Raw genomic sequence first — 16,000 nt, forward strand, 5'->3', positions numbered from 1 at the left:
AGTTTAATCTGTTAACGGTATACCAAGGTAGAAATCTAATACTTTGGTAGTAAATACAAAATTATATTTTGCATTAATTAAACTTGCTTCCGCATTAACCAACCTATTTCTAACTTGCTCAAATTCTAAAGAATTCATAACACCATAATTAAAGCTTTCTTGGGCATTTTTAAAAGTTACTTTTTGAGCCTCTAATGAAACTTGAGAAGCCTCAAATTGTTTAAAAGCTGCCTTTGCATCTGCATAAGATTGTTCGATGGTTGAACGCAAGTCTTGTTTTGCCTGATCTAAAGAATATTCAATACGTCTGTTGTTTATTATGGCTCTATCAACATTAGCTTTTGTTTGCATTCTATTAAAAATTGGGACGTTAAGACTAAAACCTACAGCATATCCTAAATTATCTTCAAATTGTTGTCCGAAGCCATTAGGGACCACCTCAAAATATAATGGATCTTCAGGATCTGGAAAAATAACTCTTTGATCATCTTGTCCTTGATAGTGTTGGTAGGAAGTACCTGCGCGAGCATAAAAATTTAATGTAGGATAATAGGCGCTTTTAGCTATATCAATTCCCAATACAGAATTTTCAATATCTAATTCAGCCTTTTTTATCTCTGGTCTATTTAAAAGTGCATAATCATAAATGTCATTAGAAGTTTTATGATCAATTAAAACAGCAGGAAGTGACAATTCAATTTCTTCAACATCAAAACCATCATTAGAGATTTGTAAAAGCTGAGCCAACGCCAATTTCGACAATGCTAGACTATTCTCTACATTGGTAAGTTTCTCATTATCACTAGCTAATTGAGCTTGAACTTCATACAAATCTGCTCGAGGTCTAACTCCTGCATCTACTAAGTCCGTTATTTGAGTCACTTGTTTCTCTGTTATTGCAACTTGTTCCAAGGCAACTTTTAGGTTTTCCTTATTAAGTAAAATATTTAAATATTGATTAACAACATTGACAGAAATATTATCTTTTAAAATATTTAATTGTAAAACACTTGTTTCAATTCCTAATTTAGCTTGTTTGTAAATACTGGTATTTCTAAAACCATCAAATAACGTTACTCCTGTATTTAAACCGAAACTGTTACCTCTTGAATCTGCAGAAACACGATTACCATCTTGTCCAATAAAAGAACCAAAATTCCAATCTTGCGAAGCGGATCCATTTAAATTAGGTAAGAAATTCCCTTTAGCGGTTACTAAATCTTGTTCTGCCGTGTCCGTATTTAATGCTGTTTGATTAATCGAAATATTATTCTCTAAAGCATAATTTATACATTCCTCAAGAGTCCATAACTTTTCTTGGGCAAAGGAAGAAAATCCTATAAACAGCGTTAAAGCTACTGTAGTAAATATATTTTTATTCATCTTCATCGTTATTTTCTTTAGAGGCTTTATTCCACACTTTAATTTTATCTCCTTCTTTAACACCTTCTAAAATTTCAACGTTAATTCCATCTGAAATACCTAGATCCACATAAACTTCCTCGTAGGTACTATCCCCATTTGAAATTTCAACAAATGGTTTTTCTGTTATTCTATTAAATTGAAGTAAAGCTTCTTTAATTACTAAAACACTGTCTTTACTTTCTAAATCTATTTCAGCATTGGCACTATAACCTGCTCTAATTTTTGTAGATGGAGTAACAGACACGTCAGCTTTTATTGTAAACTGAACTGCGCCATTCTCTTCTTGTCCTTTAGGTGCTACGAAAGTTAATTTTGCAGGAAATTCTTGCTCATTTAATGCTCCAAGAACCACTATAATGTCTCTCCCTTCTTCTATCTTTCCTACCTCTGCTTCATCTACTTTTCCTTCGAAAATCATTTTACTCATATCTGCAATAGTTGCAATAGTTGTTCCTGCATTAAAACTATTAGCTTCAATAACTTGGTCTCCTTCTCGAACAGGGATTTCTAAAACGGTACCAGGAATTTGAGCTACAATATTAGTATTTGCTGAACCTCCTCCAGAAAGCGACCCTTGTCTGATAATTTGATAATCGTTCTGAGCTTGAGATAAAGATTCTTTGGATTGATTATAAGATAACTCGCTATTTTCAAAATCTTGTTTAGAAATAACACCTTTTTCGAAAAGACCTTTGTTTCTATCGTATAGTATTTGTGCATTATCCAAAGCTAATCTTGACGTACGTGTTCTACTATTTGCACTTGCTAAGCTTTGCTCGTTTGGTACCACACGAATTTTAGCAATTAGGTCCCCTTTTTTAACGATATCGCCTTCTTCAACATATATTTTGTCAATAATTCCAGCAATTTGAGGTTTTAATTCAATTTCTTCTTCAGGATTTAGTTTTCCTGTTGCAACCACTTTTGTTTTAATTGAAGTATAAAATGGCTCTTCTACTTTAAAATCTTCAATTCCTTTTGAATTTGAATCTTTAAAATATTTAATTACCCATACAAAAAGTATTATTAATACAATTCCAATGATGATTTTTACTGTTTTATTCATGTGATTTTTGTTATTGTTCTTGATTGGCCAAATAGCTTATTAAAATAAGCTATTCTATTTTTAGTTTTGATTGATTATTCTTCCCTTAATGCGTCGATTGGTTTAATACTGGTTGCTTTAAAGGCCGGAATTAGCCCTATTAAAGTTCCTAAAATAACTAGTATAATTAAAGATATAAATATGACTGATATAGAAACTGATGCATTTACAATAACTGCTTCATCTCCTTGCCCAAAGGCCGAATCGATACCTATTAATATCCAACCTCCACTAATAATTCCGAAAAATCCTGCTAAAAGAGTTATAGAAACTGCTTCCACAACAATTTGTCTCTTAATTTCAAAAGGAGTTGCACCTAAGGCTCTCCGGACTCCAATTTCTTTGGTTCTTTCTTTTACCGTTATCAGTAAAATGTTCCCAATAGCAAAAACTCCTGCTATTAAAGTTGCGATTCCAACAAACCATGTTAAAAACTGCATCCCAACTAAAAATCCTGTGATTTTAGCGAACTCTTTCCCTAGATTAAAACTTCCAAATGCACGTTTGTCTTCTGGATGAATGTGATTTAAATTTCTTAGGATAAGTTTAGCATCTTCTTCGATTTGAGATATGTCGGCATCAGGTTTTCCGGTAAGCATCATCCAACCTATTTGGTCTCCTTGATTATAAATTTGTTGAAAGGTTGTAAATGGAATATGAATGTCACTTGTTGGTCCCATATTGACATTTCCGTTTTCAAACATGCCAACAACTGTAAAATTAATACCATTGATTTTGATTAATTCACCAATAACTTCAGCGTCCTTTTCAAAAAGTTGCTTGTAAATATCTTCTGAAATAACGGCTACTTTTCTTTTATCATTAATATCGCTTTGGTTTATAAAGCGACCAACTATCATTTTCTTTTTTTGGACTTTATCTAGCAATGGAAAATCGCCATTAACACTGTAATTTCCGGATAAAAAACCTCTTACAACTAAAGATTGATTTTGATTTCTTGGAACAACAAACTCGATACCCTCTACGTTTTCTTCAATTAATTTAGCATCTGTAAGGGTTAACTTTACTTGTTTTCCCTCTTGAAACCCTTTAAATGGTTTACTGGTACTTTGTCCCCAAACAAAAACACTATTGGTTGCAAAACTACCAAAGAGTCTATTAAAAGAATTTTCTAAACCTTTAGCAGAACCAAGTAAGCCGATAAGTAGTAAGATTCCCCACCAAACACCAACCATAGTAAGCATAGATCTTAGTTTATTTTTACTAAGACTATCCCATACTTCTTGCCATGTATCTCTTTCAAATAAAAATTTAAACATATTAATCGTCTCTTAAGGCTACTATTGGTTTAATTAGTGATGCTTTTTTAGCCGGTAAATATCCAGCAATTCCTCCTGCTACAATAAGTGTTATGGTTGCTCCAATTACTAATGATGTGCTAACACTTGGGTCTTTTATAAAATAAACTTCTAAGCTTGGTCCAACAAATTTTAAGACTGCCATGCCAATTAATAATCCTACATACCCTGCAATGGCCGTAATTAAAACAGACTCTGCTAAGATGATAGTAACGATAGATTTAGGAGAAGCACCTAGGGCTTTTCTAATGCCAATTTCTTTAGTTCGTTCTTTAACAATAAAGATCATGATGTTACTGACACCAACAATACCAGCTATTAAGGTTCCAAAACCTATGACTAAAATAATGATACCTAAGCCAAAAGTCATTTGATTTACTGTTTTCGATTCGTTTGCTAGATTTCTAACACGAATGGCTCTTTGATCACTACTAGCAACATCAAATCGATCTTTTAAATCTGTTGTAAGTGTGTTACTAAAAGAAATAGCTTTATCGAAATCCATTTCTGGATTATAGGTTAAATTAATTTGATCTATATAATCATTATTCCCATATACTCTTTGTGCCGTACTTACTGGCATGTATATTAAACGTTCTTCGTTATCTCCACCATCATCTTCAAAAATTCCCACAATTTTATATTGCAAGCCATTCAAACTTAAATATTTGCCTAGAGCCGTAGTTTTAAGAAATAAATCTTCTTCTACAAGTCTTCCTATTACAATTACTTTAGATTTATTATCTATATCCAATTGATTGATATATCGACCTTCTTTAATTCTGGTATTTTCTAAAAATTGATGATCTGGATGTACAGCTCTTACAGAATAAGCGTCTTTTTCATTTCTAAAGGAAGCATTGACATTTAGATAATTTCTAGAAGTTATATACTGGACTTTATCTCCATAGGTTTCTTTGATATAGTCGAAATCTTTATTTTTAAATTGAATTTGTCTTCCTGCTTGGTAGCCTTTACTGGCAGTTGTAGTTGTTCCAGATTGAATAAAAATAGAATTATTAGCATCATCGGAAAAAGCTTCAGCAAAGGTGTTATTCAACCCATTTGCGATACCAAAAAGTATGGTAAATAGCAAAATAGCAAATGCCACAGTAAAACCAGAAAGGACACTTCTGGTTCTGTTCATATTTATACTTTGAAATATTTCTCTCCAAAGGTCTCTATCAAACATATTGCGAGGCTCTTACTTGTTCTACTTTAACGTCTTCTACCATAACACCATCTTTTAAACGCACCAATCTTTTACACATGTGTGCAATATCTTCTTCGTGTGTTACAATTAGAATGGTTTTTCCTTCATCATTAAGACTCTGAATAAAATCCATAATCTCATAAGATGTTTTAGTATCTAATGCTCCTGTAGGCTCATCAGCCAATAATAATTTTGGATTTGCTGCTAAAGCTCTAGCAATGGCTACACGTTGCTTTTGACCACCAGATAACTCATTTGGTAAATGATGAGCCCAAGGTTTTAATCCTACTTTTTCTAAATGAAACAAGGCTTTTTCTATTCTATCCTGTCTTTTCATCCCTTGATAATACAACGGTAAGGCCACATTATCTAAAGCATTTTTATAATTTATGAGGTTGAAGGATTGAAAAATAAAACCTAAAAACTTGTTTCTGTAAATAGCGGCTTTCTTTTCTGTTAGATTTTTAATAGGAACGCCATCGAGGATGTATTCGCCCTCGTCGGCCTCGTCTAACATTCCAATAATATTTAATAAGGTAGATTTTCCAGATCCAGAAGACCCCATAATAGCAACCATTTCTCCATCTTCAACAGAAAGGTCGATTCCTTTTAATACATGTAAACTTGTGTCTCCTATTGGATAGGATTTGTGAAGTTTCTTAATGTTTAACATATTTCTTTTGTTGCTAGTTATCGCTTTATAACAGTTAGACTGTATAAGCCTTAAAATGTTACAACAAAATTAAATATTTTTTAGAGGCTTGGTTTTTTTGACTTGTTAAATTTTCTATAAATAAAAAACCCTATTCCACCTATAAGCACATAAGGTATAGCCATTAAGTAGACAATCCCATCGTTGATGCCTTCAGCCATTTCTTGGCCTTCTGCGTTTTCCAATACGGCTCGGCACATGGCACATTGCGCATTTGATTCCAGGAAAAAGAAAACAGTAAACAGTAAAAAAAGAATTTTGCGCTTCATAATAAAAATATTAAACATAATATGGAGAAATCATAAGATACACAATAACTCCAGTAACTGCTACGTATAACCACAATGGAAAAGTAATTCTAGCAATTTTTTTGTGTTTTTCAAAATTCGCTGTTATTGCTCTTACATAAGTTATTAATACGAAAGGAATAATAACAATAGATAGTAAAATATGTGTTATTAATATAAAGTAATAGATGTATTTAATAGCACCCTCTCCTCCAAATGTAGTAGAATCGCTAGTCATGTGATAAATAACATATAAAACTAAAAACACGGCTGAACAACCAACGGCAGTTGTCATTAAATTTTCATGAAGTACAACGTTCTTATTTTTAATCGCAAAAAAAGCTAAAATAAGTAATAAGGCTGTTAAGCCATTAATGGTTGCATAAATTGGTGGCAAAAAGGTTAATGGCTCCACATCAAAACCTAAATCACGTAAATTAACACCAAAAAGACCTGCAACTACTAAAGGAATTGCAATGGATAGAATAACAATCCATTTATTATATTTTTTTTCGTCTCTATTTTTAGTGTTATTCATTAAGCAATTTTTTAATATCTTCTTTTAACAAACTAACTTCTTCTTTTTCGCCATCGTCGTTCACCTTTTCGGTTTCAGAAACCGTACCTCGGTAATAAATTAGTGGATTACCAAATTCGTCCATTCTAGAACGAATAAACCCATTTTTATCTATCAAGGCAAAATTTCCTGAATGTTCAAATCCACCTTCTACTTCTTGCGCTTCTGCAGTATACAAATTAAAACCTTGGTTTGCCAACGTATAAATAGCATCTTTCTTTCCTGTCATTAAATGCCAGTTAGGATTTGTAATTCCATATTGGCTAGCATAATCTTTTAAGACTTCTGCAGTATCGTGATCCGGATTTATTGAAAAAGAAGCGATTCCAAATTCAGGATTTCCTTTAAAAGCATTTTGAATATCGACTAGGTTTTTATTCATTTTTGGGCAAATAGTTGGACATGTAGTGAAGAAAAATTCTACAACATATACTTTACCTTCATAATCCTTATTTGAAACGGTATTGCCATTTTGATCCATAAAACTAAAGGAAGGGACTTTTTTGGCTTCTCCATCGATTTCTAGAAAAGATAATTTGTTGTTGTCTTCAAAATTATTGTCTTGCCCTTGGCTCATTCTATCACTTCTAGTAATGTCGTCGTTTTTAATTCTATCAATAATTTTTGGGACAAAAATAATTCCAAACACCAAGATAATGAAGGCCATGCCTATGTACGAATAATTGGTTTTATTGCTCATTTGTTTGTTTTAAATCGTTAGCTCTTCTAGTTGAGGAATCGAAATTCCCTTTTCTTCTTTCTCTATATTCTTGAAATAAGACTCGTAAGTCGTCTGCGCTTAATTTATTCTTTATTTCGGCTACCTCTATACAATCATAAGCATATAAAGGATATACTTCTTTCCCTTTTTCCTTTTCGCTGTCTGATCTATCGTCTAGTCTTCCTCGTTGATTTAAGTCTTTATCAATAATGAACACATCATGAGTCGATAGATCTGTTTTCAAAGAGTTTCTAGATTTTAAGCTATTATAGACCGCTTGAATTTGGGATTCTTCACCAAAAACAAAATGCCAGTATTTTAAGTCTTCGTAAGATTTTATTTCTTCCTTAAGTGCTTCAATATCATCTTGAGTTCCATTAGGCAACAATATAACTACCTGAAATTTTTTAAAGCCTTTAAACTTATCGTAAACCAGTTCTTTTAAATTTGAAGCTGCTATGGCATTACTCATTGGGTCTGTGCCTAAAAACCCAAGAATAGTAATATGCTCTGTAAGTAGGACTTCCTGATTATCTTCTGAAGTGAAACTATTTATATCCATTACATTTCCATGAACGACATCTAACGGATTATAATGATGTTTAGCAGGAAATAACATAAGTAAGAAAATAACTGGAAGGAAGAACAATATTCCTAGAGTCGTATAACGTTTTATAAGCTTCTTATTCATTTATAGCTGTATGAAAAATTGATTTTAAATGATATAAAAATCAGGGGTTATAAATCTTAAATCTGTTTTAAGTCTTGTCTTGCAAAAATAAAAAAAGACGGTTTAAAAACCGTCTTTTTTTATCTATTTAACTTTAATAAAGCTTGTTAAAAATCATGTTTCATAAAACCATTGGAAATAACACTTCCTACGTAACCACCTTCCTGTAAAAGGATAAATAATAAATAGCTAATTAAAAAAACGGTAGTCCAAACAACCATTCTTCTTAAAGCGGCTGTTTCATCCCTCATGTGCATAAAGTCCCAAGTAATATAGTAAGCTTTTACCAAAGTTAAGATAATGAATATCCAGTTTAATATTTTCATACCAACTATATGTCCCATTAACATTTCTGGCTTATATATTCCAAGTATAACTTCAACCATAGTTATAATTGATAGAAGAATAAGTACTCCCCAAATTTTTTGTGTGTTAGATTTAAATTTAACTAACCCTCTAAATATTTCTAATTTATGTGCGTGTGCCATTTTTTAAATGCTTTTTAGATCTCGATATCAATCGTGACAAAATATATTCTATTTAATTAAACTAGGTAAAAGAATGTAAATACAAATACCCAAACTAAATCTACAAAGTGCCAATATAAACCAACTTTCTCGACCATTTCGTAGCTTCCTCTTTTTTCGTAGGTTCCAAGAATCACGTTAAAGAAAATAATTATGTTTAGCAATACTCCAATAGATACGTGAAAACCGTGAAATCCAGTAATAAAAAAGAAGTAGTTTGCAAATAATGGTGGGCCATATTCATTGTGAATAAGGTTAGCACCTTCTACAACACCTTTTCCTTTGGTTTTTAATTCTTGTAACGATGCTGCTCTAGACAAAATAGTTTTATGTCCGTTTTCATCAGAATAGGTAGTTTTAACTAATAAATCTTTATTTGCTTCAAAACCTGCAACAACCTCATCGATGGTATAGCTAGGTAATCCATTTTCTTTATTAAACCAAAGTCCATTTTTGGATAAATGTTGAGTACGTTCAACAGGTTGCCCAATGGCAAAATCTTTTAAAGCTACTCGATTTCCATCTGCATCCACAAATTGAATGATATTACCTCCATTGGTTGTAACAGCTCCATATTCTCCTTTTATAAATGTTGTCCATTCATAAGCCTGAGAACCTAAGAATGTAAGTCCACCAATAATGGTTAAAAACATGTAAATGGTTACTTTTGCTTTATTCATTTGGTGACCAGCATCTACAGCTAATACCATAGTTACGGATGACATAATTAATATAAAGGTCATGAATGCCACGAAAATCATAGGATAATTTCCATGAATAAAAGGGACGTGTGTAAACACATCGTCTGCTATTGGCCAAATTTCAGGAAATTTAAATCTTGAAAATCCGTAGGCTGCTAAAAATCCACAGAACGTTAAAGCATCGGAAAGAATGAAAAACCACATCATCATTTTACCATAACTAGCGTTTAAAGGCTTGTTGCCTCCTCCCCAAGTTTTTTCTTCTGTTCCAGTATTTACAACTGTCGTGTTCATATATTTGGTTTAGTATTTATTTAAAAGTTGAACAAAAATAATCAATTTATCTTTCTAACGAAATTTCCTTATCTAAAATTTAAACACTCTAAATAAGGTTTGCCACAGTTATTAAAGCATATTGCTTAAAAACAATGGTTTTTATTTCACAAAATATAAAAATAAAAAGAGATATAACCATAGTATATCTATAAAGTGCCAAAACGTTGCTGCTAGCTCTAGGCCAAGCATATTTGAAGGTTGATACTTTTGTTTAAAATGATTATAAATAACCACCAACAAACAAATTAGACCAACAACCACGTGTAAAATGTGTACAACAGCTATTAAATAGATGTAAGACATGGTAATATTACTGGTTGGTCCAGTAAAATTATATCCTAAATCGATGATTTGCTGAAATCCTGAAAACTGACATATAATAAAGACAATACCAAGTACCAAGGTCGCTAATAATAACAGCGTGGTTTGTTGTCTTTTATTCTTTTCCAAGGCCTTTTTAGCTAATGCAAACGTTACACTACTAATTAAAAGAATAATGGTACTTATTATAAAAGCATTTGGTAATTGAAAATCGCTTAACCAATCTGGTCGGGTACTACTAACAACAAAAGCACTTGTCCATCCAGCAAAAGACATGACCAATGATATGATTCCAAACCAAAGCATCATTTTTTTTGCTCTGTTATTTTTCTCTTCTAAAGTACCTTGAGTTAAATCCATGAATTATCTTATAAACTTATCTAATACGTAAACTATTTGTAACAGGGTAATGTAAGACACACTTGCCAACATTAATTGTTTTGCTGCCACAACAGTCATTTTTTTATACAATTGAATCGCGTAATAAAGCATTCCTAATCCTAATAAGAATACAATAATAGCCGAAATGGGTGTTAAATATAATCGTCCTGTAAACCCAAAAGCAGGAACAATAGATACCAAGATAGTCCAAATGGTATACATAATAGTTTGTACGGCAGTCCCTTTATCTTGTTTCCCAGTAGGCAACATAAAGAAGCCTCCTTTTTTATAATCTTCAAATAAGAACCAACCTATGGCCCAAAAATGAGGAAACTGCCAGAAAAATTGAATGGCAAATAAGGTTCCGGGTTCAACACCAAAGTTATTAGTAGCCGCAACCCACCCCAACATAAACGGAATAGCTCCAGGAATGGCTCCAACAAAAACTGCTAAGGGCGTTTTGGTTTTTAAAGGCGTGTATGCACAAGTGTATAGAAATATAGATATAGCACCAAACATAGCAGTTTGCGGATTGATACTATATAATATGGCAATTCCTAAAATAGTAAAAAGCGACGCTATAATAAAAGCTGTAGTCACGCTCATTCTACCTGCAGGAATAGGCCTGTCTTTAGTCCTATCCATTAAGGCATCTAAGTCTTTTTCAATAATTTGATTGAATGCATTGGAAGCACCAACCATGAAAAAACCACCAAATGCTAGAAGGATTAATGTTGTATAATCTACAGTTTCAACACCTAAAAGATATCCAGCCAAGGAAGAAAAAACCACACTAACCGACAAGCGGACTTTAGTGATTTCCTTAAAATCTGAAATAACAGAATGTTTAACCGGTGAAGTGACTGTTTGACTCAAAGTAATTATTGCTTTGCCTGAGGCATTATATTGCGTTTGCAAAGATACTTTGAAAAGTTAATTCTACAAATCAAAATACCAATTAAATAGGTCTGTTCTAATTCCTATATTAAACCAAACCGTATTACTGTCCATAGTATTGGCCGTTTGAACTTCTGGATTAAAATTCCTAAACGTAATATCTGTAAAAATCTTCAAATTAGTAGCTGGGTTAATTAAATAACCTGCCTGAAGATTTGCAAAAAATGTCGAGGATTTATTCCCTTGTCCAACTGTTACGTTATTATCATAAGGTCTTTCATTATAATCTTTATATATATTCCCCCCGTAACTATAATAATCTGTTCCTTCATCAAAATCAAACCCTTTGGTTCCCACAACCAGTTTTGCATTTCCAAACCAACGTTTGTAATGATAGCGACCAATAAGAACGAATTCACTGAAATTTGCACCCCAAAGATGCGCCATAGATTGGTTGGCATTTCCATAATTTAAAATAACCGTATTATGGGAATATGTATAAGGCCTAACTCTATTATACTCTGTTTGCAATAATAAATCCTTCACTTTAAAAGCATTATAATACTTAAAGCCTATTTGATATCCGTATTTATTTTTCCAGCTTTTCTCTCCTCCAGAGACATCGCTCAATGAAAATTCATCTAAAATAAATTGTCCATAGACATTCATATTATCATTTAACTTATATTTTCCAGAGAGTCCCACAAGGGCGTTTCCAGCACCTTGTCCTGTTTCAAATTCTATGGCTCTGAAAAAGATAATTGGGTTTAAATAATTTATATCAAACCCTCTATCGTTTGAATTAGTCCAAATTACAGATTCAAACAGTCCTATATTTAATCTTTTAGAAACATTCCAACTTAAAAAATGAGTTGCCATATATTTTTGCTTGTAAGCTCCATCTACCTCAACTTGTGGTCTGACATCTTTTAGCCACAACCAAGTATTTGTATATTTTATCTTCCAAAAGGTTGTGTTCAATTTTAAGAATGGATGTGGTGTTGAAACATCACTTATAAATAACGAGCGATAACCATCTCCAATAAAGTTTTTACCATGTCCAAATTGTACATTTAAAAATTTGATAGGCGTGTAAGACAAATAGGCCTCAGCAACGGGATAATCAAAACCATTATCTTTAAATGATTTAGCAATACCACGACCAGGTATTATGGCTGCTTCATCTGCTCCCCTTATAGATATAGCATATTGATTGTAATATTCTGCGAAGCGTCCTTGGCTTTCAAAAAAAGACGTATAAAAACTAAACTTTTTACCCAAACCACCTTGAATACTTACTCCCCTGGTATTATTATAAGTACTTGAAAAATCGGCATCAAAATCTTTACCAACTTCAAAATCAAAAATTGGATCTATGGTAAACCAATAGTCTTTTCCTTCCACTCGAACCAACCTCTCATTCCAAAGTTTTCTTCCCGCAAAAGTTTTAGTGTCTTTCGCCAAAGTGTCTATAGCTGCTTGAAAATCGTAATAGGGAGCAACATCTTCATACATATAAGGTTTAGAGGCTGTATGACTATTTGTACCAACTAAATTGATGCTTCTGTCGAATTTTGCATAATTACTATTACTTAAAGGAATATTTAATTGACTGGTATATTCTCTGTTTGAGAAAGGAATCAATTTCATATTGACGCTATCGTATTGCTTTTTAGCCGCATTTTCCAAAACAGTTAATTCCTTGTTTACAGTAGGATCTTCATTTTTTGATAAATCTTTAGTAGCCACAGCCTGATTAACCAAAGGAATTTTTATAGCTATGGAATATTGTTTGTAAGTGGGTTTTCCATTATAAGTTCCTGGTTCTATTTTTGGAAGATCGCTAAAAACGCGTTTGGCTTCTTCTTTAAGTTCATTATAGGTAGCGTCAACATAAATTACTCGGAAGTCACCTTCCTTATCCACTTCAAAAAGCACAACAACATCTCCCTTATAATTTTCTTGAGTTACCTGTTCAGGAACTTTAAAGTTATTAAATACGTGAGCAAAAACCTGATTATCAAAACACTTTTGTAAAAGTTCTATTTCAACACTTTCACATTCAGAAAACACTGGTGGCCTTTCATAAGAAAAGTCGTTTTGAGCGTAAGAAAGAATTTGGAATAATAAAAAAACAATTACGAAGAACTTCTTCATATCCATATGTAAGTTTAATTTGCGTTGAAAGATACTATTTTTTTAATAATGATAGAATGAAAAAAGCCGTTAACAAAGACGTTAACGGCTAACAATATAAAATAATTTTAATCATTAATTAATAATATTAAACTTTATAGGCAAACTATAAAGCACTTCCACATTATTATCCTTTTGTTTACCTGGTGTCATTTGTGGTAATTTTTCAACTACTCTTGAAGCTTCCCTATCTAATTGAGGCTGTTTCGCATTCGTTTTAATATCTGTTACCCTCCCCTCTTTGTCGATTTTAAACATGACGGAAATTTTTTGTTCCCCTTTTAACCCAATATCTCCCGCAATGCCTGTATTGAATTTTTTCTGAACATGAGCCGCAATCTTATCAGACATACACTGTCTTCTTTCTGCATTTGTTTTAGCATCTTCACAGCCTGGGAAAATAGGAACTTGCTCTACTGCCATAATATTCATTGGAGGTAAATCTTCTGGAACATCTAAAACAGTTACATTTCTTGGATCCACTGGTGGCTCGTTGGTAGTTGGCTCCATTACCACATCTTTTGTTTCAATTATTGGTTCGTCATCATCACTAATTACGGGGTTATTGAAAACAACTGGTTCTTTTTTCTTTTTCTCAATTTGCTCTATCTCCTTATATATTTTAATAGGAACGTTATAAACATAAAAATCTTCCTCCTCTGTTCCCGTTCTATCTATTATGACAATTTCATTTGTTTTAAATGTCATTTCAAAAAGAGCATAGGTTAAAAGCAAACATAGAATAATACCGACTTGGAAAAAGAGGGTCGAATTAGACTTTAGACTTACTTCATGTTTTAAGGATTTTGTAACATTTGGCTCTTTTTCTTGAGCAAACTCATTTCTTCGATGTAGATTTTTCATAATAATTAAATTTAAATGTTAATATTATGTCAAAAAATCAATAAACGTGCCAAAAAAAATCCCGTTACAATTTCTAAATTGTAACGGGATTATATATTTTTAAAAGAGTCTAAGTATTGCTTAGTCTTGCACTTGGAATTTAATAGGTAAGTAGTAAGGTACTCTTACTGCTTTTCCACGTTGTTTTCCAGGTTTCATTTTAGGCAATAAACCAACAACTCTGATAGCTTCTTGTTCTAATCTTGGGTGTGGTGCTCTTGCTTTAATATCTACAATTTCACCAGTTTTATCAATTTTAAAGAACACACTAATTTTTTGGATACCACTTAATCCTAATTCTCCTGCTAAGTCTGTATTAAACTTCTTTACAATAAATTTCTGTAATTGCTCGTTCATACAAGCTTTCTTATCTTCATTATTTCCAGACTCACAGCCAGGAAATACAGGAACGTTTTCAATAACTGCAAAAGGAACTTCAATATCCTCTTCAACCTCTTCAACCTGAACTTCTTCTACTTCAACAATTTCTTCTTCTTGACTTGTTTCTGTAGATTCAATAACCGTTTCTTCTACTTCTTCTTCATCTTCAACTACTTCAATAACTTCTGGAGCAGCAGGAGGTGGCGGTGGAGGTGGCGGTGTTTGAAGTTGTTCCGTAATTGGAATTTCTTCTTCGAAATCTTCATCCATATTTAATTGCCCAATGTCGATTGCAGATTTATCATACGTCTTGAAATTGATAGTCTGATAAGTTACAAATAGCATTACCGCTAAACCAACAGCAAAGTATAATGAGCTATTACGTCCCACATTTGCCTTCGGATTTTTCTTTTGTTCCATGATTTTAAATTTTCCTGAATGCTAAAATAACCATTTATTTGGCAATAATGCAAACGATTATTATTTTTTAACGTCTATTTTCATTTTGATATTTATAAGAAAGGCTGCAAATAAAACACCTAAGATGTTTGCGAGTATGTCTAATAAATCAAAACTTCTGGATGTGGTTACCAGCATTTGTAATACTTCAATAATTATACCAAAAGCAACTGAAAGAAAAATGCTACTTAAAATGCTTTTTCTTTCACTAAAATTAAATTTGAAAGCGAATGTGTTAAACCAAAGATAAGTAAATAAAATATAAGCTAAGAAATGAAATATTTTATCACTAAATGATGGCACAATGTCTTCAACAGATCCTAAATCTAGTTTCGCTAAACTTACCGTTAGTAAAACGATGCTGTAAGTTAATGAAATTAATAAGGCCTTTTTTTTAAGCACCAATCAATTCTTTGTAAGCTTCAGCACTCATTAACCCATCTACTTGAGATAAGTCTGAACATTTTACTTTAATCATCCAACCCTCTCCATAAGGATCGCTATTTACTTTTTCTGGTTCGTCTTCTAGAGACTCGTTAAACTCGATAATTTCTCCAGAAAGAGGAAGGAAAAGGTCTGAAACAGTTTTTACTGCTTCTACAGTTCCAAAAATCTCATCTGCATCAAGAGTTTCATCTACTGTTTCTACTTCTACGTAAACGATATCTCCTAATTCGCTTTGAGCAAAATCTGTTACACCAATAGTTGCAACATCACCTTCTATACTAACCCACTCGTGATCTTTTGTGTACTTTAAATTTGATGGAATATTCATTTTATATTGTATTTGTTTTCGCAAATGTATTTAT

At 32.4% G+C, this 16,000-nt stretch carries 18 protein-coding genes; all 18 read right to left on the reverse strand.

Annotated elements, in window-relative coordinates; genetic code table 11:
- Positions 1-3: 3 nt before the first annotated feature.
- The 18 genes from IEV77_RS01005 to gcvH all read right to left on the reverse strand — a co-directional run bounded on the left by IEV77_RS01005 (position 4) and on the right by gcvH (position 15,966).
- Positions 4-1,383 (reverse strand): TolC family protein, encoded by a 1,380-nt coding sequence (locus IEV77_RS01005; RefSeq protein ID WP_188460982.1) that lies wholly within the window; start codon positions 1,381-1,383, stop codon positions 4-6.
- The gene (locus IEV77_RS01010) at positions 1,376-2,491 is read right to left on the reverse strand and encodes an efflux RND transporter periplasmic adaptor subunit (protein WP_188460983.1); all 1,116 of its coding nucleotides are present in this window, start codon (positions 2,489-2,491) and stop codon (positions 1,376-1,378) included. Before IEV77_RS01010 ends, IEV77_RS01005 begins: the two co-directional genes overlap by 8 nt.
- 74 nt (positions 2,492-2,565) lie before the next feature.
- A complete protein-coding gene (locus IEV77_RS01015; RefSeq protein ID WP_188460985.1) occupies positions 2,566-3,810 on the reverse strand; it encodes an ABC transporter permease in 1,245 nt (414 codons plus the stop codon).
- Between the two features lies 1 nt (position 3,811).
- Positions 3,812-5,041 (reverse strand): ABC transporter permease, encoded by a 1,230-nt coding sequence (locus IEV77_RS01020; RefSeq protein ID WP_188460987.1) that lies wholly within the window; start codon positions 5,039-5,041, stop codon positions 3,812-3,814.
- Positions 5,034-5,735 (reverse strand): ABC transporter ATP-binding protein, encoded by a 702-nt coding sequence (locus IEV77_RS01025; RefSeq protein ID WP_188460989.1) that lies wholly within the window; start codon positions 5,733-5,735, stop codon positions 5,034-5,036. Before IEV77_RS01025 ends, IEV77_RS01020 begins: the two co-directional genes overlap by 8 nt.
- Positions 5,736-5,815: 80 nt before the next feature.
- The gene (locus IEV77_RS01030; RefSeq protein ID WP_188460991.1) at positions 5,816-6,043 is read right to left on the reverse strand and encodes a CAMCR motif-containing small membrane protein; all 228 of its coding nucleotides are present in this window, start codon (positions 6,041-6,043) and stop codon (positions 5,816-5,818) included.
- A 10-nt stretch (positions 6,044-6,053) separates the two neighbouring features.
- Positions 6,054-6,599, reverse strand: coding sequence for a DUF420 domain-containing protein (locus tag IEV77_RS01035; RefSeq protein ID WP_188460993.1), 546 nt, complete (start codon positions 6,597-6,599; stop codon positions 6,054-6,056).
- A complete protein-coding gene (locus tag IEV77_RS01040) occupies positions 6,592-7,338 on the reverse strand; it encodes an SCO family protein (protein ID WP_188460996.1) in 747 nt (248 codons plus the stop codon). Before IEV77_RS01040 ends, IEV77_RS01035 begins: the two co-directional genes overlap by 8 nt.
- On the reverse strand, positions 7,328-8,050 hold the full coding sequence (locus IEV77_RS01045; protein ID WP_188460998.1) for a thioredoxin domain-containing protein: 723 nt from the start codon (positions 8,048-8,050) through the stop codon (positions 7,328-7,330). The genes IEV77_RS01040 and IEV77_RS01045 overlap by 11 nt, the downstream gene beginning before the upstream one ends.
- Positions 8,051-8,196: 146 nt before the next feature.
- Positions 8,197-8,577: a cytochrome C oxidase subunit IV family protein gene (locus tag IEV77_RS01050; RefSeq protein WP_188461000.1), complete on the reverse strand. Its 381-nt coding sequence runs from the start codon at positions 8,575-8,577 to the stop codon at positions 8,197-8,199.
- A 56-nt stretch (positions 8,578-8,633) separates the two neighbouring features.
- Entirely contained in the window at positions 8,634-9,611 is a 978-nt protein-coding gene (locus IEV77_RS01055) for a cytochrome c oxidase subunit 3 (RefSeq protein ID WP_188461002.1), read from the reverse strand.
- A gap of 141 nt (positions 9,612-9,752) precedes the next feature.
- On the reverse strand, positions 9,753-10,334 hold the full coding sequence (locus tag IEV77_RS01060) for a cytochrome c oxidase subunit 3 (RefSeq protein ID WP_188461004.1): 582 nt from the start codon (positions 10,332-10,334) through the stop codon (positions 9,753-9,755).
- A gap of 3 nt (positions 10,335-10,337) precedes the next feature.
- Positions 10,338-11,231: a heme o synthase gene (gene cyoE, locus IEV77_RS01065; RefSeq protein WP_188461006.1), complete on the reverse strand. Its 894-nt coding sequence runs from the start codon at positions 11,229-11,231 to the stop codon at positions 10,338-10,340.
- A 63-nt stretch (positions 11,232-11,294) separates the two neighbouring features.
- Positions 11,295-13,409 (reverse strand): gliding motility outer membrane protein RemB, encoded by a 2,115-nt coding sequence (gene remB, locus IEV77_RS01070; RefSeq protein WP_188461008.1) that lies wholly within the window; start codon positions 13,407-13,409, stop codon positions 11,295-11,297.
- A 114-nt stretch (positions 13,410-13,523) separates the two neighbouring features.
- On the reverse strand, positions 13,524-14,312 hold the full coding sequence (locus tag IEV77_RS01075) for an energy transducer TonB (RefSeq protein WP_188461009.1): 789 nt from the start codon (positions 14,310-14,312) through the stop codon (positions 13,524-13,526).
- 120 nt (positions 14,313-14,432) lie between these two features.
- On the reverse strand, positions 14,433-15,152 hold the full coding sequence (locus IEV77_RS01080) for an energy transducer TonB (protein ID WP_188461011.1): 720 nt from the start codon (positions 15,150-15,152) through the stop codon (positions 14,433-14,435).
- A 60-nt stretch (positions 15,153-15,212) separates the two neighbouring features.
- Positions 15,213-15,593: a VanZ family protein gene (locus tag IEV77_RS01085; RefSeq protein WP_188461013.1), complete on the reverse strand. Its 381-nt coding sequence runs from the start codon at positions 15,591-15,593 to the stop codon at positions 15,213-15,215.
- The gene (gcvH, locus tag IEV77_RS01090; RefSeq protein WP_188461015.1) at positions 15,586-15,966 is read right to left on the reverse strand and encodes a glycine cleavage system protein GcvH; all 381 of its coding nucleotides are present in this window, start codon (positions 15,964-15,966) and stop codon (positions 15,586-15,588) included. Before gcvH ends, IEV77_RS01085 begins: the two co-directional genes overlap by 8 nt.
- Positions 15,967-16,000 lie beyond the last annotated feature (34 nt).

The sequence above is a fragment of the Xanthomarina arctica genome (genome assembly GCF_014638915.1).
Lineage (GTDB): Bacteria > Bacteroidota > Bacteroidia > Flavobacteriales > Flavobacteriaceae > Xanthomarina > Xanthomarina arctica.

Bases quoted from the DNA above. Each gene is read 5' to 3' on its own strand.
- IEV77_RS01005 (WP_188460982.1), bottom strand. From the start codon at position 1,383: ATGAATAAAAATATATTTACTACAGTAGCTTTAACGCTGTTTATAGGA.
- IEV77_RS01010 (WP_188460983.1), bottom strand. From the start codon at position 2,491: ATGAATAAAACAGTAAAAATCATCATTGGAATTGTATTAATAATACTT.
- IEV77_RS01015 (WP_188460985.1), bottom strand. From the start codon at position 3,810: ATGTTTAAATTTTTATTTGAAAGAGATACATGGCAAGAAGTATGGGAT.
- IEV77_RS01020 (WP_188460987.1), bottom strand. From the start codon at position 5,041: ATGTTTGATAGAGACCTTTGGAGAGAAATATTTCAAAGTATAAATATG.
- IEV77_RS01025 (WP_188460989.1), bottom strand. From the start codon at position 5,735: ATGTTAAACATTAAGAAACTTCACAAATCCTATCCAATAGGAGACACA.
- IEV77_RS01030 (WP_188460991.1), bottom strand. From the start codon at position 6,043: ATGAAGCGCAAAATTCTTTTTTTACTGTTTACTGTTTTCTTTTTCCTG.
- IEV77_RS01035 (WP_188460993.1), bottom strand. From the start codon at position 6,599: ATGAATAACACTAAAAATAGAGACGAAAAAAAATATAATAAATGGATT.
- IEV77_RS01040 (WP_188460996.1), bottom strand. From the start codon at position 7,338: ATGAGCAATAAAACCAATTATTCGTACATAGGCATGGCCTTCATTATC.
- IEV77_RS01045 (WP_188460998.1), bottom strand. From the start codon at position 8,050: ATGAATAAGAAGCTTATAAAACGTTATACGACTCTAGGAATATTGTTC.
- IEV77_RS01050 (WP_188461000.1), bottom strand. From the start codon at position 8,577: ATGGCACACGCACATAAATTAGAAATATTTAGAGGGTTAGTTAAATTT.
- IEV77_RS01055 (WP_188461002.1), bottom strand. From the start codon at position 9,611: ATGAACACGACAGTTGTAAATACTGGAACAGAAGAAAAAACTTGGGGA.
- IEV77_RS01060 (WP_188461004.1), bottom strand. From the start codon at position 10,334: ATGGATTTAACTCAAGGTACTTTAGAAGAGAAAAATAACAGAGCAAAA.
- remB (WP_188461008.1), bottom strand. From the start codon at position 13,409: ATGAAGAAGTTCTTCGTAATTGTTTTTTTATTATTCCAAATTCTTTCT.
- IEV77_RS01075 (WP_188461009.1), bottom strand. From the start codon at position 14,312: ATGAAAAATCTACATCGAAGAAATGAGTTTGCTCAAGAAAAAGAGCCA.
- IEV77_RS01080 (WP_188461011.1), bottom strand. From the start codon at position 15,152: ATGGAACAAAAGAAAAATCCGAAGGCAAATGTGGGACGTAATAGCTCA.
- gcvH (WP_188461015.1), bottom strand. From the start codon at position 15,966: ATGAATATTCCATCAAATTTAAAGTACACAAAAGATCACGAGTGGGTT.